23 protein-coding genes are annotated in these 26,784 nt (G+C 35.2%); 1 reads left to right on the plus strand and 22 read right to left on the minus strand.

Annotated elements, in window-relative coordinates; all coding sequences use genetic code 11:
• Window positions 1-165: 165 nt before the first annotated feature.
• From cysK to EKG35_RS15020, 4 genes are all read right to left on the minus strand, one after another.
• Window positions 166-1,095 carry a cysteine synthase A gene (cysK, locus tag EKG35_RS15005; protein WP_126295350.1) on the minus strand — a complete coding sequence of 310 codons (930 nt, stop codon included), beginning with the start codon at window positions 1,093-1,095 and terminating at the stop codon, window positions 166-168.
• A 125-nt stretch (window positions 1,096-1,220) separates the two neighbouring features.
• A complete protein-coding gene (locus EKG35_RS15010) occupies window positions 1,221-2,180 on the minus strand; it encodes a peptidyl-prolyl cis-trans isomerase (protein ID WP_126295351.1) in 960 nt (319 codons plus the stop codon).
• A complete protein-coding gene (gene hslO / locus EKG35_RS15015) occupies window positions 2,161-3,045 on the minus strand; it encodes an Hsp33 family molecular chaperone HslO (protein WP_126295352.1) in 885 nt (294 codons plus the stop codon). Before hslO ends, EKG35_RS15010 begins: the two co-directional genes overlap by 20 nt.
• Before the next feature lie 17 nt (window positions 3,046-3,062).
• Window positions 3,063-3,830, minus strand: coding sequence for a type III pantothenate kinase (locus tag EKG35_RS15020; RefSeq protein WP_126295353.1), 768 nt, complete (start codon window positions 3,828-3,830; stop codon window positions 3,063-3,065).
• 229 nt (window positions 3,831-4,059) lie between these two features.
• Here EKG35_RS15020 and EKG35_RS15025 point away from each other — a divergent pair, with 229 nt between their 5' ends.
• Complete coding sequence (locus tag EKG35_RS15025; RefSeq protein ID WP_126295354.1) at window positions 4,060-6,039, plus strand: methyl-accepting chemotaxis protein; 1,980 nt, start codon at window positions 4,060-4,062, stop codon at window positions 6,037-6,039.
• Between the two features lie 260 nt (window positions 6,040-6,299).
• Here EKG35_RS15025 and ftsH read toward each other — a convergent pair whose 3' ends face one another.
• The 18 genes from ftsH to pth all read right to left on the minus strand — a co-directional run bounded on the left by ftsH (window position 6,300) and on the right by pth (window position 26,388).
• Window positions 6,300-8,366 carry an ATP-dependent zinc metalloprotease FtsH gene (ftsH, locus tag EKG35_RS15030; protein ID WP_126295355.1) on the minus strand — a complete coding sequence of 689 codons (2,067 nt, stop codon included), beginning with the start codon at window positions 8,364-8,366 and terminating at the stop codon, window positions 6,300-6,302.
• Between the two features lie 131 nt (window positions 8,367-8,497).
• The gene (hpt, locus tag EKG35_RS15035) at window positions 8,498-9,040 is read right to left on the minus strand and encodes a hypoxanthine phosphoribosyltransferase (protein WP_126295356.1); all 543 of its coding nucleotides are present in this window, start codon (window positions 9,038-9,040) and stop codon (window positions 8,498-8,500) included.
• A 178-nt stretch (window positions 9,041-9,218) separates the two neighbouring features.
• The gene (gene tilS / locus EKG35_RS15040; protein ID WP_246020413.1) at window positions 9,219-10,616 is read right to left on the minus strand and encodes a tRNA lysidine(34) synthetase TilS; all 1,398 of its coding nucleotides are present in this window, start codon (window positions 10,614-10,616) and stop codon (window positions 9,219-9,221) included.
• Between the two features lie 46 nt (window positions 10,617-10,662).
• Window positions 10,663-13,059 (minus strand): SpoIIE family protein phosphatase, encoded by a 2,397-nt coding sequence (locus EKG35_RS15045; RefSeq protein WP_126295358.1) that lies wholly within the window; start codon window positions 13,057-13,059, stop codon window positions 10,663-10,665.
• A 490-nt stretch (window positions 13,060-13,549) separates the two neighbouring features.
• The gene (locus EKG35_RS15050; RefSeq protein ID WP_126295359.1) at window positions 13,550-13,855 is read right to left on the minus strand and encodes a hypothetical protein; all 306 of its coding nucleotides are present in this window, start codon (window positions 13,853-13,855) and stop codon (window positions 13,550-13,552) included.
• A gap of 173 nt (window positions 13,856-14,028) precedes the next feature.
• Entirely contained in the window at window positions 14,029-14,565 is a 537-nt protein-coding gene (locus EKG35_RS15055; protein ID WP_126295360.1) for a hypothetical protein, read from the minus strand.
• Window positions 14,566-14,568: 3 nt separating this feature from the next.
• Complete coding sequence (locus EKG35_RS21460) at window positions 14,569-14,697, minus strand: hypothetical protein (protein WP_281274627.1); 129 nt, start codon at window positions 14,695-14,697, stop codon at window positions 14,569-14,571.
• 525 nt (window positions 14,698-15,222) lie between these two features.
• Entirely contained in the window at window positions 15,223-15,645 is a 423-nt protein-coding gene (locus EKG35_RS15060; RefSeq protein WP_126295361.1) for a S1 domain-containing RNA-binding protein, read from the minus strand.
• 202 nt (window positions 15,646-15,847) lie between these two features.
• Entirely contained in the window at window positions 15,848-16,258 is a 411-nt protein-coding gene (locus EKG35_RS15065; protein WP_126295362.1) for an FtsB family cell division protein, read from the minus strand.
• A 45-nt stretch (window positions 16,259-16,303) separates the two neighbouring features.
• On the minus strand, window positions 16,304-16,801 hold the full coding sequence (gene yabQ, locus EKG35_RS15070; protein WP_126295363.1) for a spore cortex biosynthesis protein YabQ: 498 nt from the start codon (window positions 16,799-16,801) through the stop codon (window positions 16,304-16,306).
• On the minus strand, window positions 16,798-17,097 hold the full coding sequence (gene yabP / locus EKG35_RS15075; RefSeq protein ID WP_126295364.1) for a sporulation protein YabP: 300 nt from the start codon (window positions 17,095-17,097) through the stop codon (window positions 16,798-16,800). Before yabP ends, yabQ begins: the two co-directional genes overlap by 4 nt.
• 144 nt (window positions 17,098-17,241) lie before the next feature.
• The gene (locus EKG35_RS15080) at window positions 17,242-17,532 is read right to left on the minus strand and encodes an RNA-binding S4 domain-containing protein (RefSeq protein ID WP_126295365.1); all 291 of its coding nucleotides are present in this window, start codon (window positions 17,530-17,532) and stop codon (window positions 17,242-17,244) included.
• A gap of 3 nt (window positions 17,533-17,535) precedes the next feature.
• Window positions 17,536-19,002: a bifunctional methyltransferase/pyrophosphohydrolase YabN gene (gene yabN / locus EKG35_RS15085; protein WP_126295366.1), complete on the minus strand. Its 1,467-nt coding sequence runs from the start codon at window positions 19,000-19,002 to the stop codon at window positions 17,536-17,538.
• Between the two features lie 9 nt (window positions 19,003-19,011).
• Window positions 19,012-20,616, minus strand: coding sequence for a putative polysaccharide biosynthesis protein (locus EKG35_RS15090; protein ID WP_126295367.1), 1,605 nt, complete (start codon window positions 20,614-20,616; stop codon window positions 19,012-19,014).
• Between the two features lie 385 nt (window positions 20,617-21,001).
• Complete coding sequence (spoVT, locus tag EKG35_RS15095) at window positions 21,002-21,538, minus strand: stage V sporulation protein T (RefSeq protein WP_126295368.1); 537 nt, start codon at window positions 21,536-21,538, stop codon at window positions 21,002-21,004.
• Between the two features lie 210 nt (window positions 21,539-21,748).
• Window positions 21,749-25,261, minus strand: a complete 3,513-nt coding sequence (gene mfd / locus EKG35_RS15100; RefSeq protein WP_126295369.1) for a transcription-repair coupling factor — start codon at window positions 25,259-25,261, stop codon at window positions 21,749-21,751.
• A 158-nt stretch (window positions 25,262-25,419) separates the two neighbouring features.
• Entirely contained in the window at window positions 25,420-25,647 is a 228-nt protein-coding gene (locus EKG35_RS15105) for an anti-sigma-F factor Fin (RefSeq protein ID WP_126295370.1), read from the minus strand.
• Window positions 25,648-25,821: 174 nt separating this feature from the next.
• Window positions 25,822-26,388 (minus strand): aminoacyl-tRNA hydrolase, encoded by a 567-nt coding sequence (gene pth / locus EKG35_RS15110; protein ID WP_126295371.1) that lies wholly within the window; start codon window positions 26,386-26,388, stop codon window positions 25,822-25,824.
• Window positions 26,389-26,784: the final 396 nt, after the last annotated feature.

Below are 26,784 nucleotides of genomic sequence, written 5' to 3' on the forward strand. Positions count from 1 at the left end.
CGCGGAAAGCGTCCGCCGAAACGGAAATCAACTAACTTATTCAAAAAGGGTTATTAATTTTATTTTAAAAGAAAAAAGACTGTAGGCAAACTCGAATTTTCGAGTTTGTCTACAGTCTGAATCGACATTACCTAAAAAGGAAATGTCGATCTTGTTATTTTTAAATTAGTCTTCAAAATCGTATAAAGGTGTTGATAAGTAGCGTTCACCGTTTGATGGAACAATAGCTAATACGTTTGAACCTTTGCCAAGACGTTTTGCAGTTTCAATTGCTGCATGGATTGCTGCACCTGAAGAAATACCACATAAGATTCCTTCTTCACGTCCTACTTTACGAGCAACTTCAAAAGCTGTTTCATTTTCTACTGGGAAGATTGAAGTATAAACTTCAGTATTTAAAACGCTTGGTACGAAGCCTGCACCAATCCCTTGAATTTTATGTGATCCCGGGTTGCCTCCAGATAATACTGGAGAATCCTTAGGCTCGACAGCGATAATTTCAATTTCTGGATATTTCCCTTTTAATACTTCACCTGCACCAGTAATCGTACCACCAGTACCTACACCTGCAACAAATGCATCTAATTTTAAGCCGTCAAATGCTTCAACAATTTCAGGACCTGTTGTTAAACGGTGAACTTCAGCATTTGCTGGGTTGTCGAATTGTTGAGGTAAGAAGTAGCCGTTTTCTTTAGCAAGACTTTCTGCTTTTGCAATTGCACCTTTCATACCCTCTGGACCAGGAGTTAACACTAATTCTGCACCATAAGCACGTAGTAATTTGCGGCGTTCAATACTCATTGTCTCAGGCATTACTAAGATAGCACGATATCCTTTTGCAGCTGCAACCATTGCTAAACCAATACCTGTGTTACCTGAAGTTGGTTCAATAATTGTACCACCTGGTTTTAAAGTGCCATTTTTTTCTGCTGCTTCTATCATAGCAAGTGCAATACGATCTTTTACTGAACTTCCTGGATTAAAGTATTCTAATTTTACCCAAACTGTACCTTCGTTTTCACTTGTTGCATGGTTTAATTTTACGATTGGTGTACGACCTACTAAATCCGCTACAGAATTTGCCAACTTACTCATAATTGTCATCCCTCTCCTCAATACCTACTAATTTTATAGGTTTTACCTACTTAGTATATTACCAATTTATATTCTAACATGTCAACGGTTACAGATTAAAATATTGAGAATATTTAACATATTTATTAATTGGAAGATTCACCATAGAACCACGTAGCATTAAATTCTTTCCAAAACGCTTCCGGTGTGATGGTTGCTGGCAGCTGCTCCATTGCCAATACACGTTTAATATGTTCTTTTACATCTTCATATGTAAAGGATTTACCTTCATTTATTTCACTAACATGTACAATTCCATAGCGCCCATCGCTCATAACAAATGGTTCACTCGTTTCATTTGCTTTTAATTGTTCAACAGCATCTTGAATACTTCCATCAATATTAGACTGAGTAGTAGTAATAAAACCAATATCTCCTCCTAAGCTTGCCGAAGTAGTATCAAGTGAACGTTCCCGTGCAAGCACTGAGAAATCGGAACCATTTTTTATTTCTTCTTTAACACTGTTTGCGTCTTCTTGTGATTCAACAATAATGATGCTTGTTCGATATGTAGTCGGGATATTATAAAGAGATTGATTTTCTTCATAGTATTTTGCAATCTCTTCTGCATCAGTAATAATATCTTTCGTCAACACTTTTTCTAAGATAAGTTGTGCCCGTACTTTTTTACGGAGCTGTTCATCAGTTAATTGCTGGATGGCTGTATCAGTTGTGTCTTGTGCAGACCGCATAAGTGCAATTTCTAAGTCAATTTCTTCATCAGAAACTTTAATATCATATTCTTTTGCTGCTCTTTCCATAACAGCTTCATTTACTAATGTTTGTAATGTTTCCTTCCCGTACCGAGTTTCCATCGCAGCCATCCATTGTTGGCGAGTGATTTCTTCGCCATCAACGGTAGCGACAGTTTCGTCGCCACCTGCTTGTTGGCCGCCATTTGGCCATAACCAAAGAATGAACCAAAAAATATTTCCTAAAAATAATATTGCTAGCAATGTTAAAACAGGCTTCGTTTTTAAACGTCGTTGTGAAAGAGGCGTTTTGTTTGTCGTTTGGCTAGTAAAATTATTGCGTTTTGATTTCATCGATGAAACCTTCAAGCTCTTGTTTATCGAAATAATACTTTTCTAGGCAGAAATGACATTGAGCTTCTGCTCCACCCTCTTCATCAATCATTTCTTGAATTTCTTGGATGCCTAAACTCATAATTGCTGATCCAAAACGCTCTTTAGAACATTGACATTTAAATTCAACAGGAAGCGAGTCTAATATTTTCACATTGCCTTCTCCTAATACTGCGTCTAATATTTCCTCTGGGGAATACCCTTTTTCAATCATTTTAGAAACAGGTTCGATTGTTGTTAAACGTTGCTCGATTTGTGAAACGACTTCTTCATCACAGCCAGGCATTAACTGTATAATAAATCCACCTGATGCTAGTACTGTATTATCTGGATTTACTAATACTCCTAAGCCTACCGATGAAGGTACTTGCTCTGATACCGCAAAGTAATATGTGAAGTCTTCAGCTATTTCCCCGGAAACAATTGGTGTTTGTCCAGAGAACATATCACGCAATCCCAGATCCTTAACAACTGTAATCGTACCCTCTTCTCCAACTGCACGACGAACATCCAATTTTCCAATAGAGTTTAGTTCAAAATGTACTTGAGGATTTGTAACATATCCCCGAACTTCCCCTTTAGCATTTGAATCGATAATCATCGGCCCAATTGGACCCTTTCCTTCTATTTTTATTGTTAACTTGTCTTCACCTTTTAACATGGCACCCATTATAACTCCTGCAGTCATTGAACGACCAAGTGCAGCAGTTGTTGTCGGCCATGTATTATGGCGGCGTTGTGCTTCGCCTACTGTATCTGTTGTTCGCGCAGCAAATGCACGTACATTTCCATTAAATCCTAATGCTCTTACTAAGTAATCACTCATGTTGTTGTCCTCTTTTCTTATTGATTTCTTTTATAAATGACATATAACCCTTTTAAAGTTAAAAACGGGTCTACAACGTCGATTATAGTTGTTTCACTTGAGATTAATTTAGCTAGACTTCCTGTTGCAATAACGAGTGGTTCTTCTTTAGCCTGCTCCTTCATGCGACCTACAATTCCTTCTACTTGACCAACGAAACCGTAAATCACACCCGATTGCATCGCAGAAATTGTATTCTTTCCAATAATATTTGAAGGACGAGATATTTCAATTCGCGGCAACTTTGATGCTTTAGAAAAAAGCGCCTCAGTAGAAATTGCAATGCCAGGAGCAATAGCACCTCCCATATAGTCACCTTTTTCATTGATGTAACAATATGTAATGGCAGTGCCGAAATCGATAACAATTAACGGTTGTCCACCGTACCCCTCTAATGCAGCTACCGCATTAACGATACGGTCCGCTCCAACCTCTTTTGGATTGTCATATTTGATATTTAACCCAGTTTTTACTCCTGGACCAACGACATGTGGCCTTACATGAAAATATTTTCGGCACATTTCTTCTAGTACATACATAATAGGCGGCACAACAGAGGATATAATAATCCCTTTTATTTGTTCAAATGTTATGCCTGTATGCATGAAAAATGATTTAATTTGCATCGCATATTCATCTTCAGTTTTATGTCGGTCTGTCTCCATTCGCCAATGATGAGTTAGTTTATCCTTGGTATAAATGCCCAAAGCAATATTAGAATTCCCAACATTTAGCACTAGAATCATTTTTTCACACCCAATTCAAGTCCATTTGAAGAAATCATATCACATTATTGGCTATATAAAACAGCGATAGGAATTATATCTATTCTAATAAAAATCTAATCCATATTAAAATCCCAACTAATTTATAATTTCACCATAATAAAAAAATTAGTAAATCAAGAAATACATAATATCTTAAAAAATTTGTGTTACTATCTATTGGAATAATAAATTTGGAAAAGGAGTTTCTATGCGTAGGAAGTTACAATTACATAGTTTAAAGAGTAAATTAATTACGATTTTCTTAATGTTATCAGTTATTCCTTTAATCGTTGCAACAGCTGCAATCTTCTCAACAACGAATAAAGGGTTTACTAATATTACAGAAAATCAACAAGAAAAAATGATACATATTGTCCAATCAGAGTTATCGAATGTTTCAGAAGACTTATTAAAGGTTACAGAGCTGTATGCTCAAAACGAAAACATCATATCAAGTTTCGAAAGCGGAAAACGTGAGCAATTATTGAATTCAGTCGAAGAGGTATACTCACGTCTATCAAAGGAGCATCAATTATCTGTTTTTGAATTTGGAGATAGCTCAGGTACAGTCGTATTACGCGGTCATAACCCTGACAAGTATGGTGATAATAAAAGTGATTTACAAGCCATTCAGTATGCTTTAGATGGTAAATCTGCCGCAGGTTTTGAATTTGGCAGCAGCGGTTTATCCGTACGAGCTTTTACTCCCATCATTTCAAACAATAAAGTAATTGGAACCTTACAAACAGGAGTAGACGGTCAATTTATTAATGAATTAAGTGATATGCTGCAAGGGATTACAATCAGCTTATATGATATGGAAGGTTTAGTTGTTCAATCTTCCTCTGAATCAAAACTTAATACCTATCTCGAACAAAGTCTGCTTTCAAAAGTTAAAGATGGCAAAGTCTCAGCTTATAAAAATGAGGAAGTCTTAGGATCGATTTTACCAATTTATGATCCAACCGGAAATAAAATTATTGCAGCGATAGGTATACAGCAAGATATTTCGATTCTACAGCAATCAAAACAAGAAATCTTTTTATTAACAACCATTTTAATCGTACTTACAATAATTATTGTTTCCATCATTTCTTTCTTTATGAGCAGAAGAATTTCAAAGCCGATTGTTCAAGTTGCAAATGTTATGAATGAACTTTCTAAAGGAAACTTGCAGCTAAACATTAATGAAAGCACAAATAAAGATGAAATTGGTCAGCTAACAAACGCCACTAGGGTTATGCAGAAGAACTTGCATGAAGCTATTGTAAAAGTATCAAAAGCAGCTGCAAGTGTTAATCAAAAGAGCGATTCATTAAAAGAATTATCTAATTCTATTCAACTTGGTTCCGAACAAATATCTTCAACTATGCAAGAATTGGCGTATGGAACTGAAAGTGAAGCACAAAACATTTCAGATTTAGCATCGAACATTAGTAATTTCAAAGAAAGTATTGAAAAAACGAATCAAAAAGGTGTCCAAGTCCATAAAGATTCATTCGAAGTTCTTACGTTAACTAGTGAAGGTACAAAATTAATGCAATCATCAAATGAGCAGATGAATAAAATCAACTTAATTATGCAAGAAGCTGTTGGAAAAATGGGGCATTTAGATAATCAAACAAAACAAATTGAGAAATTAGTATTAATAATCGAGGAAATTGCAAATCAAACAAATCTTCTTGCTTTAAATGCCGCTATTGAAGCTGCAAGAGCAGGTGAACATGGAAAAGGGTTTGCCGTTGTTGCTGATGAAGTAAAAAAACTTGCGGAACAAGTTTCCTTATCCGTAACGGATATTACTCAAATTGTTTCCAATATCCAAAATGAAACAACTATAGTTGAAGCATCTTTGAAAAAAGGTTATTCAGAAGTACAACAAGGAACAAATCAAATTCATGCAACAAACGAAACGTTTACGCAAATTAGTTCATCTGTTACTAATATGGTAAATAACATAGAGGAAATTATTGCTCAGCTTTCTGAAAATGTCTCACATATAAAATATATGAATGAATCGACTGAAGAAGTAGCAGCCATTTCTGAGGAATCAGCAGCAGCTATAGAAGAAACTGCAGCTACTGCTAATGAATTTAATCTTTCAATTGAAGAGGTATCTAAAAAAACTGCGGAATTAGATGAGCTGGCAATTCTATTAAAAGAATTAGTTGATCGTTTTAAATTATAAAAGTGTGTTAAAGATCTTATAACAGGACATTAAATTAGAAGTAACAGTTTGGTTTGAAAGGGGCTAAGAACCTTTTTAGGAACGACTCTTAGAAGTGATACTCGACCATCATTTAGAGATTTATATTTACTAAACAGGAAATATGACTATCGAAAAAAGTGCAATTCAGTAATACTGAGTTGCACTTTTTTCATTTTAAATTTGTTCCCATAAAAAAATGAATGGGCTTGCATTTACAAGCCCATCCATTTTTTAAAATTCTATTTATTTCGATCCTCTTGAATTCCATTAGTTGAATCGGAAGATAGATCTTTTTCTTTTGGTAAATCAGCCGTTGTTGGATCAGTACCTTGACCAACGATATCCTTCTCTAATGTTGTAGTTCCTGAAGTTTCTACTGCTACATCATTTGATTCAGAAGTTTTATCTTTTGATTCGTTCACAGTTTCAATCGTAATGCTCTCTGAATCTTCTTGTTGAGAGTAGTCTTTACGTTCTGGAAGTGTACCGTGATCTCTCAAATGTTCAATTTGCTGAGCATCTAATGTTTCTACTTCAAGTAAAGTTTCTGCAATTAATGTTAATAAATCGCGTTTTTCCGTTAGAATTTGTTTAGTTCGTTCATATTGTTCTACAATGATAGATTGCATTTCTTTATCAATTTCATATGCAATCGAATCAGAGTAGTTTTGGTCTGAATTAAAATCACGACCTAAAAATACATTGCCGCCTTGACTTGAGCCAAATTGCATTGGTCCAAGTTTGTCACTCATACCATATTCAGTAACCATTGAACGTGCAATACCAGTTGCTCTTTGGAAGTCATTATGTGCGCCCGTTGATACTTCACCAAATGTAATATCCTCGGCAACACGCCCACCAAGAAGTCCAGCTATTTTATCTAATAACTCTGGTTTTGTCATGAAGTAACGATCTTCTTTTGGAAGCATTACTGCATAACCACCCGCTTGACCACGAGGGACAATTGTTACTTTGTGTACTTTTTCAGCTTGATCAAGTGTTAACCCAACCACTACGTGACCAGCTTCGTGGAACGCAACGATTTTACGTTCTTTTTCTGAAATTACTCGGCTAGATTTTGCAGGACCTGCAATTACTCGGTCTGTAGCTTCATCAATATCAGACATGTCAATTTTCTTTTTATTGCGGCGTGTTGCAACAAGCGCTGCTTCGTTTAATAAGTTTTCTAAATCCGCACCAGAGAAACCAGGTGTGCGCTGTGCAATCGCTTTAAGGTCTACATCATCACGCAACGGTTTGTTGCGGGCATGTACTTTTAAGATTGCTTCACGTCCTTTAACATCCGGACGACCAACAGTAATTTGACGGTCAAAGCGTCCTGGACGAAGTAACGCTGGGTCTAAAATATCAGGTCGGTTTGTTGCGGCGATAATGATTATACCTTCATTTACACCAAAACCATCCATTTCAACAAGCAATTGGTTTAATGTTTGCTCACGTTCATCGTGACCGCCGCCTAAACCAGCACCACGTTGACGACCAACAGCATCAATTTCATCGATAAAGATGATACATGGGGCATTTTTCTTCGCATTTTCAAATAAGTCACGTACACGACTTGCACCGACACCGACGAACATTTCCACGAAATCAGAACCTGAAATCGAGAAGAACGGAACGCCAGCCTCACCTGCAACAGCGCGAGCAAGTAATGTTTTACCTGTACCAGGAGGTCCAACTAGTAATATCCCTTTTGGAATACGTGCACCCATATCTGTAAATTTGCGATGATCTTTTAGGAAGTCTACAACTTCAACTAGTTCAGCCTTCTCTTCATCTGCACCAGCTACATCATTAAAGCGAACTTTTTTCTTTTCAGAATCATAAAGCTTCGCCTTACTTTTACCGAAATTCATCACTTTATTGCCGCCGCCTTGAGATTGGCTCAATAGGAAGAAGAATAAAATGATAATAATAATGAATGGAATAATCCCTGTAAAGAACTGAACCCATCCACTAGTTTCAGGTGTTTTTAAAATCTTAATTTTAGGATTATTTTCAGACACCTCTGTTAATTTAGCCATTAATGCTTGGTTATTATCTAGGAGGTTGGCTGTAAAGGTTTTGCCTTCTTCATAGCCTTTCAAAGCCCCTTCGACAACAAGCACTCCTGCGTCAGGTTGAATATTTGCATATTCAATTTGTCCTGTATTTAATGCTTCTAAAAACTGATCATAGGTTAATTCCTCGGAAGGTGTATTGCCACCATTAAATGTTCCGAAGATACCGATAATCACGAGAAAAATTAATAAATAAAATATGGTGTATCGAAATATTCGATTCATCCCCAGCCTCCTCACAACATAACAGAAAAACTATAAGTAAAATCTTAACATACCCTTATTTCATCATACAACGAAAAGCACCGGTAAAATGTGTTTATTGGATTTTTTGTCAAAATGTTTACACAATTCTTTTAGAATGAATATACTTCTTTTTTAAGTATACCAATATACGGTAAATTACGGTATTTTTCTGCATAATCCAACCCATATCCAACTACAAATCCGTCTGGTACTTCAAACCCAACCATATCAGCTTTTAAATCTACTTTTCGACCGGATGGCTTATCTAAAAGTGTTACAATTTTAATTGACTTAGCCTTACGATATTTGAATAAATCTACTAAATAACTTAATGTTAACCCGCTATCAATAATGTCCTCGATTATGATGACATCACGTCCTTCGACGCTTGTGTTTAAATCTTTAAGGATTTTTACTTCACCTGAAGACACAGTAGCATTGCCATAGCTTGATACATCCATGAAATCAATTTCAATATATGATTCAAAACGCTTCATTAAATCTGTCATAAACGGTGTTGCACCTTTTAAAACACCGATTGCTAATGGGAATTTCTCTTTATACTCTTCTGTTAACTGTGCACCCAGTTCAACGATTCTTTCTTGGATTTGTTCCTCCGAAATTATAATTTTTTCAATATCATTTTGAATCATAGTGGTTCCTCCTTGAATTGTTCAAAACATCCGATCACAATATTTAAATTGTAATTTTGTGTATTCCTTTATAAAATCTGTTCATCTGCTCGGAACTTTAATCTTGTTTGAACAACTTTATAACTAAAAATACATCAGTCTTATTATGACTTATTTTTTTAAAATACGTAATATACATTTAATTTTCTCGTTCAATAATCATGATTAAATCGTCGGCTGAACGTTTTGTCTTAGAAAGATTTTTATTAACACGCACACCTAACACTGCCATTACTTCATCGTTGGCATCTACAAGTATTGGCCAAGTATCACGTTCGATTAAAGGAATTTTTTCATCGATAAAAAGTCGAGATAACCGTTTCTGCTCAGTCATCCCTTTTAACCAAATTCGGTCACCGTCTTTTCTTGTCCTAACAAAAAACGGTTTAGTAAAAATTTTCGAACTTAAATAATACTTTTTGGAAAAAATTTGTTGTTGTGTGTTCACTACATTAGAGGCTTCTCCTATGTATAATCGAATGCCATTTTGCAGCGGCGTCCATTGATTAATGGAAACTTTATGGGTTAAAAGTGTGTCTTCACGATCTTCACTTTGCTTTTCAAACACAATTTTTCCATAACTTCTATTTGCGATAAATTGTTCTGGTAGATGAATCGTTGCACTGCCTTCAATCGATTTACACAAATCCATAATAGAGGAGGTAAGTGCGCTACCTTGGGCAATAGTTGAATTATTATAAAGATAGTTTAATAGTATTAAAATGATTCTTCTTTGTAAAGCAACTGGTTCTTTTTCAAATAAGGTTATTTCAAGTGTATAGGAATCTTTATAATTTTTCTTTACTACATAAGGAAAGCGCTTCAATGCAAGTACATTTAAAAATTCATCATCTTGCTGTAAAGCCTCGGTAAATTGAACCGCGTGCGAGGAGACGTTTGGGTTCTCTTTTTTTAGCAATGGGACAATATGGTGTCTAAAGCGATTTCGGGTATAATCATCCTTGGCATTACTCGCATCTTCTCTATACTCCCCTCCGTTCTCTTCTATATATTCCCTAATTTCCTGTTTTGTAACCATTAAAAATGGCCGAATTAACTTTCCAAAAGGAAATTCTCGTATAGAGGAAATTCCTTTCATTCCGCTTATAGTTCCCGCTCTTGCTAAAGCCATTAAAATTGATTCTAACTGATCATCTGCATGATGTGCTGTAACTAGCTTGTTAATATGATGTTTTTGCATTATTTCTGCAAAAAATGCATATCGTTCCCTTCTACAAAGTGCTTGTGAATTCCCCCCCTCTTGTTCAAGCAGTTGAGGTATTGGAATTGCAGTACTAAAAATAGGAACGCCATGTTTTTCACAAAAATTTTCAACAAAACGTCTGTCCTCTGCGGAAGTTTCTCCTCTAAGCATATGGTCAACATGTGCAACAAATAATTTAATTTTTAAAATATGTCTATGCTTAATAAAAAAGTGCACTAACCCCATTGAGTCAATGCCACCGGAACAAGCAATGAGAAGACGGTCTCCTTTTTCCACAAGTTGTTGTTCAGTTATAAATTTCAGGACTTTCATCTCTAGTGACACATCTTCTCACCTCTAATAAGTAGTACTATATCTCCTATGATATTTCTTTACTTAACGGACTAAAAACAGCCCATTTTGGCACAACATGAGCGACTGTAAAAAGAATGACTGTACAATCATCCTCTACTGTATATCTTTGACCAAATTGCTCCATGACATCATATAAAATCACTTCAATTGGCATCTCGTTTTTAATACGGGATTTTATCAAGCTTATAAAGTATTTCTCCTGCTCCTCCCATTCAAACTCACTTGAGAATACACCATCTGATACCATGACAACAAAATCGTCTGCTAATAGATTTACCTTTTCTGTTTCAATTGAGAAAACTGGCATAAAGCCAACTGGCGCTGCAGCACCATCTACTTTTAATAATCTTTCCCCACGTAAAATGTAGGTAGACATGCTTCCTGCTTTCCATGACCAAAGTGCACCTTTTTGTAAATCAACTAGTGCAAAATCAATCGTTGCATACATATCCACTTCCCTGTTTAAAGAAATTACATAATGTAATGTATGCATTGCGGTCTCTGGATTCATATTATAGCTTAAACATTCCCGCATTAAACGTACTAATCGACGACTCTCTCTTTGTGCTTCTCTACTCTGTCCCATCCCATCTGATAGCATGACAGCAACAAGTCCAGGATGAATGTGGAATATCGCATGTGTATCACCAGATACCCAAGCTGAGTTTTTCGCTCTACTGTATATATCATACTCTATTTCATAACGAACTGCTGAACGAAAACGAATTTGCACATGAGCAAACGGTGTTTTTTGCTCTGTAATTTTTTCAACTTGAAATGGTTCTGAAAAAACATCATATAAGATTGGCAATATAATCCTTTCACAAAGCAAATGTTGATCCTCATATGATTTGTTTTTTTTGGCGAATGAACAAATAATTGCTCTTTCCCCCATTGTATTATTTAGTACATCAATTTGAAAACATTGTACATGGGCACGTTTAAATTGGTATTCTAGTTCCTCCTCAATCGTTTTAAATGATAATGTTTCGTCTTTCATATCTTCCATTAATTTATTTAGATGATTACTTAAATCTTTCAATTGAAGTGCAATCATTTTTTTGCCGTGATAAAATTGCCCATTCATTTTATCGTTATATAGCTGATAGTCCAGCTCCTCTAATAGTTTTGTTGATTTTACACATTTTTGTTTAATTCTTTCTTCAGCTAAAATTTGCTCGGATTCTTTAATGCCTGATTTGGCAATAAACCAATCTTGAATTAAATTATCCATATGATTGTTTTTTTCACCCCAACATCTGTCGTATCTAAAGCAGCTCATACAAGTTGCACACGGCTCAATCTTTCTTACTTGATTTACCGTTTCTGTGGAAGTGAATCTATCGAACACCAATTCTTTCATAAATAATACAAAATTTTGGAATGTCTCCAATTTCTCTGTTGTATGCTCTGTTAACCATTGTTGACGCTGTAATAATACTTCATCTCGTTTTGGATGAATGACATCATGTAGAAATGTAAATAGTTTTTGAGGTAATGCAAAGAAAATGATACCTGCGATTGAAATTGATACAAAATAAACTGTATCAAGAGGTAATGTCGCGTCATAAAAGAAAAAGAAGATGCTTGGTAGTATACTTCCAATGACTACACTAATTCGTCCCAAACCACTGAACAAGCCCGCAACAACGCCTGTCATTGCGTAAACGGAAATCATTCCAGTAAATGATAGTTTGGCAACACCTACTAAAGCACCTACTATCGTTGCTACCATTGCTGCAATTGGTACACCACCAGTAAATGCTGCGATGCAGATTGCTAGATGCAGCATGAATGGAAACAATCCAAAATAAGAAACTACAACGGATTGAACGCCAGTTAAGACCATTGCTAAAATGACAAGCCCCGCCCCTACTCTCTCATAGCTCCAGCCAATCGTCCAAAAACGATGGGGCTGTACAAAAAATAGACGCATAAAAATCGTCATAAAGAATGCCAAAACTACTTCATAATAAATATAGAGCTGAACAATTAATGGCGGAATTCCAACATTAGCTATAACTTGCCAAATAAATTGGCCAAAAAAGATAGAGAGGGCAACTGCGACTCCTACTGGCAATTTCCAAAATCGAAATCGAGTAATTAACTCGTATAAAATAATTTGCAGCCCTAAAATCAAGGCTTGTCCAACACCTAAAGTTAGGGCGCCAATAAGTCCCCCGATAAGTACGAACGATTTTTCATTTTCATATCTTTGTTTGACAATTGCCCAGAACGGTAATAAAAACGGAACGGCCGCTTCAAACATTACCGCTCTTGATAGAAACAACGCCAATAGAAGAAAGAAAAGGTGTATGAAAAAACTGATTTTTTTAATAGAGAAACGCTCAGTAAAACTCTGCCATGATGTTTTTTCATTTATCATTTCAATATTTGCCATTTTTTACATCCCCTTTACATAATGCGTTTCGCCCTATTATATAAAAGATAATCTGTAAAATTTGTCTAGTAGTGAAATAATAGAATTAAAATCGTTCGACTTAATTTTTGGAAACATTACATAAAGAAAATAACTGTCGGATTATTGAATTATGTTGTGAACTCTACTTCCTTTCAAGTTTGAAGAAATATAAACTAAACACTGGAAGATATGTTAGCGATATTGAGAGGCATTTTGATGTTTAATAATTTATGGTCACTTGCACTATTATGTTCCACTGGATCGATTTTAGTCGTTTTGGGCATTATTTTAAAAGTCCCCCTGGCGATCCAACTACTCATGCTACTAAGCGGCATTATCATCTGCGGCATTGGGGTATTTAAACTAGCAAAATATATTTTGGGGGATAGGTAGTAGGAAATATCAATTGAAAAAGCCCATACAAAGGGGTTATCGTATTTGGTTAGAAAAAATGGTAAAAAACTTATAATTAACGATGAAAATAGCATTGCAAAAAGCAATGAATTTTCAATGGCACTAAATCATGGGTTAACATTAAATCAAATGCAACTACTTGCATTTGCCATTTACTGTACGCAAAAAAATGGGAGAAACGAATTTCATAAAGCTGATTTTGAAAAGAATTTGGAATTGGTGAATATCGTAAAGAAGATATTAGTCTGTCACTACGATATAAAAATGAGTAGTGCCCATCAAGTAAAAGTGCATATTTCTTTAATGTTTCTGTTCTGATTTTTAAAAAATTCGCTGCTTCACTTGGTGTATATACTTCCATCCCCATTCACCCCTAACCAGTCAATAAATTCATAATTCTAGTTTCTCTCATAGATTCCCTTTAGTTATAAAAAATAAAACGCTTTGTTCTCGTAAAAGTACGAAATAAAGCGTTTAAATTAAATGTGTTAAATAAATATATCACTTGAATTTTTGTTATCTTCAATAAAATAATTATTCGAATGTAATAGGGTACAATTTAGTCCAACTTAAATCTTTAAAAAGTTTCTTTTCATAGTAAGAAAAGACGATATAACCTGTATCGTGATTATTATTATTATCGAATTCACGATAATAGTAATAATCAAATATTACAGGGTAATTTTCCCCATTGTAATAGAAGCCATCTGCCGAATTGTATTTATTAATATTTATATTTTCATTATTCATGGAATTTTTCGCCACATTGTACGTTCGTGTATCCATTCCTATATGATACTCTTCATCTTGATAATTCGGATAATCTATTATTGGGGATATTATATAATTAGGTGAAAAAAAATATATATGGTAAAAGTTACTTTCACTAAAATTAATTTCTTTATTACTATTATTTAATTTCAATTGGAGATAATTTTGATTATCTATATTTGTTTTAAATTCATAATCTATACTAATATCATCGGGATTTAATTCGGGCTTAAAGAAAAAAAGATTAACTATTACAATTAAAATTAGTGATAGCACAATTACAAAAATTTTTTTCTTCAAACATTATTCCTCCCTCGGAAAATATTGGAAAAGGGTGGGGTCCAATTCAATTGACCATCGTCTCAAAGTTGATGTTGTAACTTCTAATTGCTCTGCTACATCTTTCGAAAAATATCCTAACTTAAGTTCCATGCGTTCACCCCCGTTTATTTATTCTATTTCGATTCTAACTTATAGAATCCTTTAAAAGTATAACGTGCAGGATAAAGAGTGTACTACCATACACTCAAAAAGCGCTTCGCACTTGACGGTCAGGACTAAAGAAATGCCATAATTTATGATGTAGATTTTATATTCTACTTCGTGTTTAGTTGTCCCAGTAGATTAAACTTTGTACAGAATACGTAGCCTTCCATGTACGCTGCGAAATATATTAGAACCATTAGAAGTACATTCTAACTGTTAGCAGGCCTTGCACAAAGCAGGTGACAATAACGCCACATCGTGTGGCATTGTCACCATGACCAACATCGTGTTGGCCCCTTAGCCTGCTCACACCACTCAACTATTTAAAAATTCTTGTAAGTACTAAGTTTTCACAAGTGTTAAATTTTAAATTATCCATAAAACAAAGAAGCCCTAAAAGTTCAACAATCTAACTTTTAGGACTTCTTAAATCTATTTTACACTTTTTCTACAATTAAAACAGACAGCAAACTACCCTCTTCTAGCTCCACGGCCACCTCGTTTTGATTCAGTTGCACGTTTTAAAGTTGCAAGACGTTCGTCACTATCTTTTAAGAATCGTGCCATTTTTTGCTCAAAGCTTTCTTTTGATGGACCTTGACGATCGTTTGAGCGATTATCGCGACGTGGACGATTTGGTCGTTCAGTTTTTTCAGCTTGAGGCTTTGCTTTTCGGATTGATAAACCAATTTTACCATCCGCTTCAACATTCATCACTTTTACTTCAACAACATCTCCTACTTTGAGATGTTCGTTGATGTCTTTCACATAGTTGTCTGCAACTTCACTAATGTGAACCAGGCCTGTTTTACCATCTGGCAGCTCAACGAATGCTCCAAAATTTGTGATTCCTGTTACTTTACCTTGTACTTTGCTGCCTACTTCAATTGACATAAAAAAAATGCTCCTCCTTAAAATTTAAGCGGCTACTTTAGCCAGTAATCAAATTTAGTGTGACGCACAAAAAATCTTGCACGTTTCTCTTTTATTATAGCCAACAAAAAAAGAGTGTCAACAAGACAACTCTTTTTCATATCGCCCCTTAAACCCTTTTCTTAATTGCAAGCAAGTGATTTTTTTATAGCATTGTCAGCATTTATTTGCTATTTTGATCTTCATTCTCCTCATCAGAAGGAATGGTAAAAATGATTTCACCTTCGTCTGATAGGAAATATTCTTTACGTGCTAACTTTGCAATATACTCATCATCTTCAAGCTTTGCAATTTGTAAATTTAACATCTCTTGCTGTTCTTTAACCTCTTGAAGTTCAGCAAGCACCGCTTCTTTTTGTTGTTGTTTTTCTTGTAGACGTTCGTTTTGGGAAAGGTAAGTACTCACTAAAAATACAAGTACAGCAGATGCACCTAAGAAAAATACTACCATTCTTCTACGAAAACGAACCTTTTGTTTCATAGAATACTTTGCTTTGTTATCAGATGATCGGACATAGTCATTTTGAAGCGTTCGAACATTATTTTGTTGTCTTATATTCTGACGCTTGACCATTTCCGCCACCTCCATTTCAGTTTGTAAAGCTATTATACTTATATTTCAACTTTTTTTAAAGATGCTCCTTCTAATTCTTGTAAAAAACTTTTGAAGGACATTTCTTTTAATTTTAATATATATTTTATAAAAAGGCATTAATATAAACGAAAAAATACGAATAAATAGTCTAATAATACCAGAAATAATTGAAATTATGAGTTTAACAATTAAGTAAATAGGTTTAATAAATAGTAAAACAGATACTCGTCCAACGAAACGGAAATATGGTTGAAAAATTGATTCATATAAAAAAATACCAAGGATTTGCGCTAGCGGGTCGACTAAACGCCATTCTCCACCCTTTACTAAAAATAAAATATAGTACGTTAGGGCACCTAAAATGCCCCAAACAATTAGCTCGACTCCATATCCCATTTTACGTAAAAAAAACTTAGGGCTTAAGGCGCTAAGTAGATAGCGTGTTCCATCTACTACAGCGCCTACAAATAAGCCGCTTATGGTCATAATGAGAATACTTACAACTTGTTCATTAATGGTCATCCAAATAATTTATGGAGGAAGCCTTTTGTTAACCCATTTTCTTCATCATCGTATTGCAAAGCCTTTACATTTCCTTCTAACGTTAGTAAGCCTTTATCGACATCTAAATGGACAATGCGCAACTCCTCTCCACGAATAAGTAAGTGGCCTTGAGAAGTTCTTACATAAAACTCTTCCTGGTCAAAACGCTCGATTTCCTTAACAGAAGTCATGTCCATTCTTTTTCGATTTCGCACTGTCACAAGATGGTCCCCAGATGTAATTGTGTAACGATTACTTTCCTGATGTAGTGTCATATCGTTCCTCCTTAATTGTTATTGTGATTGTTCTGTTCACTTTATGCTCAAAATAAAAGAAGCATGACAACAAATTTGCTGTCATGCTTTAGAAATTTAATATTTTTCTTTCTCACACATTGTTTTACTAAATATGATATATTTCTATTCTTCATCATCAATAAATTGAGGTTCGATTTTATCAAGCTTTTCCTCTTTAAGTATAGTAAACATTTTCATTGCGTCTTCTTTACGAACATTTTCTCGCAAATCTTCCACTCTTGCTGTAACAACTTTTTGACCAAAGCGAATTGCCAGTTCATCTCCTACCTTTAAAGCACTTCCAGCTTTGGCAACCTTGCCGTTAATGGTAATTCTTCCTTGATCTGCGACTTCTTTTGCCAATGTACGTCGTTTTATTAAACGTGATACTTTTAAAAATTTATCTAAACGCATTTTTCATTTCCCCTTCTTTTCTAATGCTTTTGCTTCATTCCAAAATGAATCTAATTGTTCTAATGTAAAGTCATTGAAAGCTTTACCACTTTCAATAACTTTTTGTTCTACGAAGTTAAATCTTCGGGCAAATTTTTCATTTGCATGCACCATTGCTTCTTCTGGTGAGATTTTATAAAAACGTGCAAGATTTACAAGAGTGAACAATACGTCTCCAAACTCATCTAAACGGCTTTTAGAAGTTCCTTTTGCAACCTCTTCTTTAAATTCCTGGCACTCTTCAATGAATTTTTCCCACGCTCCATCAGCATTTGGCCAATCAAACCCAACTGAAGCTGCCTTTTTTTGATAATTATAAGATGTTTGTAAAGAAGAGCTTGCTCGGAATTCACCTTTTAGCAATGATCCTTGTTGCTCTCCTTTTTCCTCTTGTTTAATTGTTTCCCAATTTGCTACAACCTCATCTGCATCTTCAACATTCTTATTCCCGAAAACATGCGGGTGTCTGCGAATCATTTTTTCACTTACTACAGCGAGTACTTCTTCCAAATTAAAATAACCATTATCTTCCCCAATTTGAGCATGTAAAAATACTTGAAGAAGTACATCTCCTAATTCTTCAACCAATCCAAAGTCATCCTCTGCATCGATTGCTGCCAATACCTCATGAGCTTCTTCAATCAAATACTTTTTCAAACTTTCATGGGTTTGCTTTTGATCCCAAGGGCACCCGTTAGGCCCCCGCAACATCGCAATAATTCTTCTAAATGTTGTCCAATCCCGAAGTGCATCTAAATCATTGTCTACTGGTGGTACATAAATTGTTGTTAAATTGTTAATTTTCACAGCTTGATCAAGCTCATACAAAGGAACTTCTTGTAGATTTTCTAAAGAAGATCCTGCAGCAGTAACAATTGTTACTGGGTAATCATCCCGGTATTTTTCCATTAATGTTAACTTAACTTCTGAAGCACTAAAAGAATCGTAAACTTGAGCAATTAGAACGTGACCTCGCATATTCACGTCCTGAATCGAAAAATTAGTGCCATCTAGTAATTGAAATCCATCAATTGGGTCAATTTTTAATGCACCGAAAATAGGATCTAAAAAGCTTTGCCCACCTTCTATTTTCAAATTTAAATTCCCTTGTCTTTCCGCTTCGATCAGCAACTGCACTGTTTGTTCCGCAACTAGCGGGTGACCTGGCACTGCGTACATAATTGAACTGTCTTTTACAGCCTCTATAAGACGATTGGCAATTTCCTCGTATACCGGCTGAAATGTGTCGTGCTTTTCATAAATTTCGTCAAAACTTTCAAAATCGATGCCCTCTTCTTGTAATTCTTTTATAACAGGATGGTCCATTGTACGGACATAAATTTTATTGGCTGATTTTAACTTTTTGTAGACCCCCATTTGCAGCTGGCTTAAGTCTGCTGCACCAAGCCCAATAACTGTTAATTGATTCATCATTTTCACCTACTTCTTTTTATTCAACAAAAGCTGGTACGCTGCCATTTTTCGTCCAAAAGGCAATAAAAACCACTCTTTTTCTGCAATAATTTTTGACTTTGCGACAATCGTTAGGAAGATAAATGCACCGATAACGATTAAACATCCTCCGAAAACAACTGACTCGATTCTGCCAGTTAAAAAACCAATCGAAACTTGCAATACTTTATCCATAATACTTACCGCTAAAGACATACCAACACTTGCAATCGCTAACTTTATGTAAAATTCTCCTTTAGCTAATTGAATACCTAATAATTTTTTTAAATAAAGCATTAGTAATCCTGCACTTAAAAACAAGCCAATATTGCTTGCAATTGAAGCTCCCACTACATTTAATTTTGGAATAAGTATACTGTTTCCTGCAAACTTCAAAATAATGGCTCCTGTTAAAATAAGTGCGGGTATTTTTAACTTATTCATCCCCTGTAAAATGGCTGTAAATGTTAGAATAACCGATAATGGAACGATTTGCACAACATATACTGCCAGCACACTAGACAACACATTTGTTTCAAATAACATTTCATTGGCATAAGGCATAACAATGATTAACCCAAGTGATGCCGCTACCCCAAGCATGACAGAAGTTCTATAAGTTAGTTGAATAAATGGAATTGCCCCTCTACCGCTTTTTTTATTGGATTGATAAGCAACTAAAGGAACAATGGCAAGTGATAGTGATGAAGCAATAATGACCCCCATCTGCACTAGAGGCTGGCCTCTATCATAAATACCTTTCATTTCCATCGCACTTTGCTCATGTACTCCATTTTCTACCAAAGTCGAAAAAACCGTAAATGAGTCAATTAATTGGAAACAGAGCAAAAGTAAACTACTCATACTGATACTTAAGCTTAAAATCGTTACTTCTTTAAGAATAGGCCACTTTCGTTCTTTTCTTGGTTTTACTTTTGGAAATGCATATAACTTTTTTGTGTAGTAAAAGAGCAAAATTACTCCCGCAATTTCACCTATTACTGTACCGAAAATTGCAACATTCCCGGCTGCATATAACGACTTAGAAGTAGTCATAATGAAAATGGCCCCAGCTAAAATGACAACTACACGGATTAATTGTTCAAAAACCTGCGCATAGGCAACAGGCGACATTTCTCCTCGAGATTGGAAGCTGCCCTTCATAAGAGCTAATACTGGCATAAAGAGAGTAATAAATGAACCAGTTCTAAGAAGCGGTGCTAATTGTTGATCTCCCATTAATTTCGCTAATTGGTTTGAACCAAAAAATAGAATGCAAAAAAAGATAAGTGATAACAATGTTAAATAATAAAAAACTGTTCGAATAATTAAACTCTCTTTCTCAATACCGTTAACACCGACTTTTGCATCAGCCAGCATTTTAGAAATAGCTACTGCAAAGCCGCCAGATGTCCACACGACAAAAAACGAAATAAAAGGATACACTTGTTGATATATATAGAATCCTTGATCTCCTACTAAATTTTGAAAAGGTACACGATAAACAGCACTTAACACTTTAACAACAAGCGCTGCGATGGTTAAAAGCAATGCCCCTTTCATGTATCCCTTCATTCCAAAATGCTCTGACATAGACGTTCCTCTTTCTATCTAAAACATAAAATCAGTATATCACAGGAAAAGGGTAGAGCGTTTAGCCTATCTTTTTGACTCATCGCTGCCCCTAAGTATTACCGTTCTTATATAAAAAACGCCTCTTAATGCAGAGACGTTTCATACTTGATAAAAAGAATACATAAAAAAACATATTAAGAAGTCTGCTGTTTAAAACTAAGTAAATACATCATTTACTTCTCCTATGCAGCTGGGCGCAAAGCGTGAAAACAAGAAGCAGCACCATCAGATAGTTTTGCTGTTACGATGGCTGCAGCTAGCGCGGATGATTATAAGTACATAAGTAGGACCCTTTACTTGTTTACATTCAAAAACGCCCCTACAAAGAGGCGTTTTATTTTTATTAGTTTTCCATTTGTTTAGCTAAAAAGTTTGCTGCTGTTTCTGCAGCTTTTTGCTCTACATCTGTAATAAAATGAACCTTTGAAATTAAATATACCGCACCAATCGCATCACCGTTTGAAATAATTGGTGCCACACAATATGACTTTACTTGTTCATACTGTCCTGGAACAAGCTCAATTGTTGTTTCCGTTTTTTCAACTACAATTGAACGTTGTTTCATAAAATCTTCTGCAAATACAGATAGACGACGGTTTGTATAATCCTTTTTCGATAAACCGGCAACTGCAATCATCTCATCCCTATCGCTTATTAGCGCTGGGGTACCAACCGTCTCATACAATGATTCAACATATTCTTTTGCAAATTCGCTTAGATCATTTATAGGGGAATATTTTTTCAGGATAACTTCCCCTTCTCTATCAGTATAAATTTCTAATGGGTCACCTTCACGAATACGCATTGTTCTGCGGATTTCTTTAGGTATAACTACACGTCCTAAATCGTCAATACGTCGGACTATCCCTGTTGCTTTCATCTTTGCTGCCTCACTTTCAAAATCAATTTTTCATTTACATTGATAGTATGGTTATTAATTGGTCAATGTATGCAAAAAGTGTATGAAGAGGATTAAATTCTAAAGTCGGGCAGTAAGAGTAAAAAACTATTTTAATAATACTTTTTTGACCCCAATAACTAAATAAATGTTGAAAGCTAGTGATACCTGCAGCTCACCTTTAAATTTTTATTATTCCTTTTTCGCCTTTGCAACGATTTCTACTAACTGTTCCAAAACATCAAAAGGCTGATTTTTACCGCATTTTTTTTCATCAATAGTTAATGTAAGCTTTGACCCATCCATTACAAAGCCAACAGCACGATCAAATTTCATTGATTCCGATACTATATAGCTTCCATCCACTTTCGTCGTGCCTTCTTCTGATAAATATATAGAAATAATTTTTTGCTTCTCCTTTATTGCTGTTATGCCGGCTTCGATAGCCCACACCTTAATACGGGCAATACGTAAAAGCTTTTCAGTTTCTACTGGCAAATCGCCAAAGCGATCGTGTAATTCATCAATTATTTCTGTGTAATCTTCAACACGTTCCATTGATTTAATTCGCTTATACATTTGAATTTTTTGATAGCCATCTGGAATATATTCATCAGGAATATAAGCATCAGTATGCAAAATAATTTCAACATCAGGCTTTTCTTCTTGTTTTACTCCTGTTCGTCGTTCAGCAATTGCTTCTTCTAACATTTGCGAATATAAGTCAAAGCCGACTGAGTCAATAAAGCCGTGTTGCTGTGCTCCTAGAAGGTTTCCTGCACCTCGAATAGACAAATCTCGCATAGCAATTTTGAATCCTGAACCAAGTTCAGTAAACTCTTTAATTGCCTGGAGTCTTTGTTCAGCAACATCTGTTAGTACTTTATCGCGTTGATACATGAAATAAGCGTAAGCTATTCGATTTGAACGTCCGACTCGTCCGCGCAATTGATAAAGTTGGGATAGCCCCATTCGATCTGCATCATGAACGATTAATGTATTTACATTTGGCATATCGACGCCTGTTTCAATAATCGTAGTTGTTACGAGCACGTCATATTCTCCGTCTAAGAAATTCAGGATAACGGATTCTAATTCAGATTCTGACATTTTACCATGTGCATAGCCAACACGAGCATCCGGAACAAGCATTTGAATTTCTTCAACTTTACGCGTCATATCTTCAACACGGTTATATAAGTAAAATGTTTGACCCCCGCGAGCCATTTCTCGTTCAATTGCTTCTCGAACAAGAGCACCACTGTATTCCATTACATACGTCTGAACTGGAAAACGATTTTGAGGAGGCGTTTCAATAACAGATAAATCACGAACGCCCACCATCGACATATGCAATGTACGCGGGATTGGTGTTGCTGTTAATGTTAAAACGTCGACATTTGTTTTCAATTGTTTAATCTTTTCCTTATGTGTAACCCCAAATCGTTGTTCCTCATCCACAATTAATAAGCCTAAATCACGGAATACAACATCCTTGGATAAAATTCGATGAGTACCAATTACAATATCAACGGTACCTTCCTTTAAGCCTTTAATTGTATCTGTTTGCTGTTTTTTTGTACGGAAACGGCTTAGTAAGCCAACATTAATAGCATAATCTTCAAAGCGCTCCTGCATCGTTTCATAATGCTGCTGAGCTAAAATTGTTGTTGGCACTAGAAATGCGACCTGTTTTCCATCCATTATTGCTTTAAATGCAGCTCGTATTGCTACTTCAGTTTTCCCATAACCAACATCTCCACATACAAGACGGTCCATTGGACGTTCTCTTTCCATATCTCTCTTTACTTCTAAAATAGAACGCAGTTGATCCTCTGTTTCCTCGTATGGGAATGCGTTTTCAAATGAGCGCTGTTCGTCTGTATCGGGTGAAAAGGCATACCCTTTTTCAGCCTCTCGCTTTGCATAAAGTTTAATTAAATCATCTGCAATATCCTTAACAGCCGATGATACTTTCGCTTTTGCTTTTTTCCACTCAGCGCCTCCAAGCTTATGAAGCTTTGGCTCTTTTCCTTCAGATGCAACATATTTCTGGATTAAATCTATTTGATCTACAGGTACATATAATTTATCATCTGCTCGGTAGCGGATATGAAGATAGTCTTTATGTGTACCATTTACTTCAAGTGTTTCGATGCCTATATATTTCCCAATTCCGTGGTGTACATGTACAACATGATCACCAGGTTTAATTTCTGTATAACTTTTAATGCGCTCAGCATTTGACATTTTTTGTGGTCGACGTGGTTTTCTTTTTGGCTGTTGCTTAAATAACTCATCATCTGTTACCACGACTATTTTTTGCAATGGCAGCTCAAATCCAGAGGTTAACACACCGTCAACTAAATAAATACCTGGATCTTGAGGTGTACCTAGCAGGCTATGAATATTGTATTCTTCTAGCAGCCCCTGTAGTTTTTTCAATCTTTCATTGCCATCCGCCACGAAAAGAACAGTAAATTTCTCCTGACTCCATCGTTCAATTTCATTTTGCAAAAGTGAAATTTGCCCGTGAAATTGCTGCATAGGCTTACAAGAGAAGTTTGTCGTTTTATTAAATGTGATACCAGAGAACGTTCTAGTAAATAGTGCAAAATAGAGCTTTTGCTGGTTAATCATTGAGATTATCTCTTTAAATGCAAAAGAAGGTTTTACATCATGTACTATTTTCCCTTCCTCAACTAATGAAATAAACCATTCTTCCTCTTCGCGTTCCCATGCATCCATTACTTCTTGAATTCTTCCTAGTTCATCAAAAATGACAATACCGTCTTCAGCAAAATAATCTCCAAGATAGGTTAGTTCCTCATATAAAAGCGAACCATATTTCATCACATGATTTGGTATGTTTTTTTGCTTTAACATTTCTATATCATATTGAATATTTTGATAAAGCATTTCCTGAACTTCTTTTTTCTTAACTTTCTTTAAGCTCTTTCCTAGAGAATCTTCTAGTCTCTCCGCTAATTCTATTCGTTGTTTTTCCGTTAGGATTAATTCCGTAGCAGGTAAAATTTGAACAGATTCTAATTTATCAATTGAGCGTTGATCATCAGCAGAAAACGTACGGATTGAATCTACTTCCGTATCAAATAGTTCAATACGAATAGGTGACTCTGCATATGGAGGGTAAATATCTAATATTCCCCCACGTAATGCAAACTCACCTGGTGTTGTAACCATCTGGCTTCGTGTATAACCCATTGTTACTAGATGTAAAAGCCATTCATCAATCTCAATATCTTTTCCAATTGCGGCCTCTAAAAAATAATTCTTCCACTGTTCAACAGGTGTCATAATTTTACGCATACCAGCAATTGGTATTACATAAATGCCAATTTCTTTTTTTGCTAAGCGATCCAAAGTTGCAATTCGTCCAGCCTTTAATTCAGGAGAGGCGATCGTCATATCTGCTGCAATAAACTCATCAGCAGGATAATAGTGAACGAACTCCTCGCCTACTAAAGAAGAAAGATCATCCACCAATTTTTGAGCCTGCAAAAGATTTGGCGATAAAATATAAAGTGGTTTTTTTAGCTGATTAAATATTGTATTTATTAAAACCGGCCTCGCACTGCCTGTTAAACCTGTAATAAGCTGCGAATTGTAACTTTTTTCGCTAATTTGTTTTATAAACGTATTTATATGTTTATCTTGAGAGAATAATTGAGTAAAAACGTTCATTCCAGTACCCCCTTCCACAATCCAAAAACGTTCAGTAAATATGTAACCATTAATTTATTACATATGAATATGAACGGCTGTTTATAATATATTTAAATGAAAATATAAAAACGGAAAAAGCCTTGGTCTCTAATAAATTGAGAACCAAAGCACTTCCTCTATTGCAGCCAGTTTTTCAGTGCATAATAGTCAGGAAATTGTCTTAAAGAGTCTTCACAATGTTCACAAATACAATGCACTGTTGTATCTCCATGCTCATTTTTTTCGATATAATCGTCAACTTCCCCTACTTCAAACAAATGCAATTTTCGTATAGTTTCGTCTGCGTCAAATGGCAACGTTCCAATCTCTGTTTCGCAATGGCGACAACGATAACGAACAGGCATAGTATCGTCCTCCTTTAAGTACATAAGCATACTGCTTTTATACTCAAAGTATTGACCTATTTATCTTTTTTATGCACATAATCATTTTGCTTTTTAAGTAATAGTTCACTAAAAGTTCTATTAAATAAAGCTTTTGTTGGTTGGCTTGCAGATTTTTTTAAGATTGTTATTGCTCTATTTAGCAGTATTAAATTCAGACATTACATCTAAAAATTTTTTTGATAAAGATGATTCAACAGCAGCAGCCGTTTTTGCTATAGCATCTTCTATTATAGGATCATCTTCTTTAGAGAACTTAGATAATACGTAATCAGCTACTTTCATTCCGGCAGGAGGGCGGCTAATTCCGACACGGATTCTGTTGAATTCTTGTGTACCAAGATGTTGAATTAAAGACTTAATTCCATTATGTCCACCCGCACTGCCTTTTTGACGTAATCGAAGTTTTCCTGTTTCTAAATCTAAATCGTCATATATTACAATAATATCTTCAACATCTATATCAAAATAATCCATCAGTGGACGTACACATTCACCTGATAGATTCATGTATGTTAAAGGTTTTAACAATATTACTTTTCCTTCTGGGCGATGTACACTAGTAAACATGCCATTAAATTTCATCAGATTTAAAGGTGCATCCCATTTTTTTGATAATGCATCGATGCATTCAAATCCAATATTATGACGTGTATGTTCATATTGTTTCCCTGGATTCCCTAATCCAATTATTAATTTCATGATTAACTCATCCTTTTTTCACTAATCGTAGCTTATTTTAACATATGGCTTGTTGAAAAAGAAAAAACTAAACTCTAAATCTTTTGGTAAAACAAAATGTATGTAGCTTGTTTTCGATAAGTTTATGATTGTCTTCGCATAAGATTAAGCTTGGGTTCGAAACTATATTAAGTATACACTTAAAAGATTACTTCTTTAATCGTTGGACTACCTTTACTCAGTAAAGGTCCTTCTGTAATAGTCATACTATTGTAACAAAGAAGCCGTCCAAAGAGTGATATGCTCCCTATTAGGTAGACAGATGAAAAAATAAAAATTCATCTACCTAATAGGGGGCTTTTTTTATGACCTTTTATAAGTATCCAAAAGAATTTATGTTAAAAATTATTCAACTTT

The sequence above is a fragment of the Lysinibacillus telephonicus genome (genome assembly GCF_003966145.1).
Taxonomy (GTDB): domain Bacteria; phylum Bacillota; class Bacilli; order Bacillales_A; family Planococcaceae; genus Ureibacillus; species Ureibacillus telephonicus.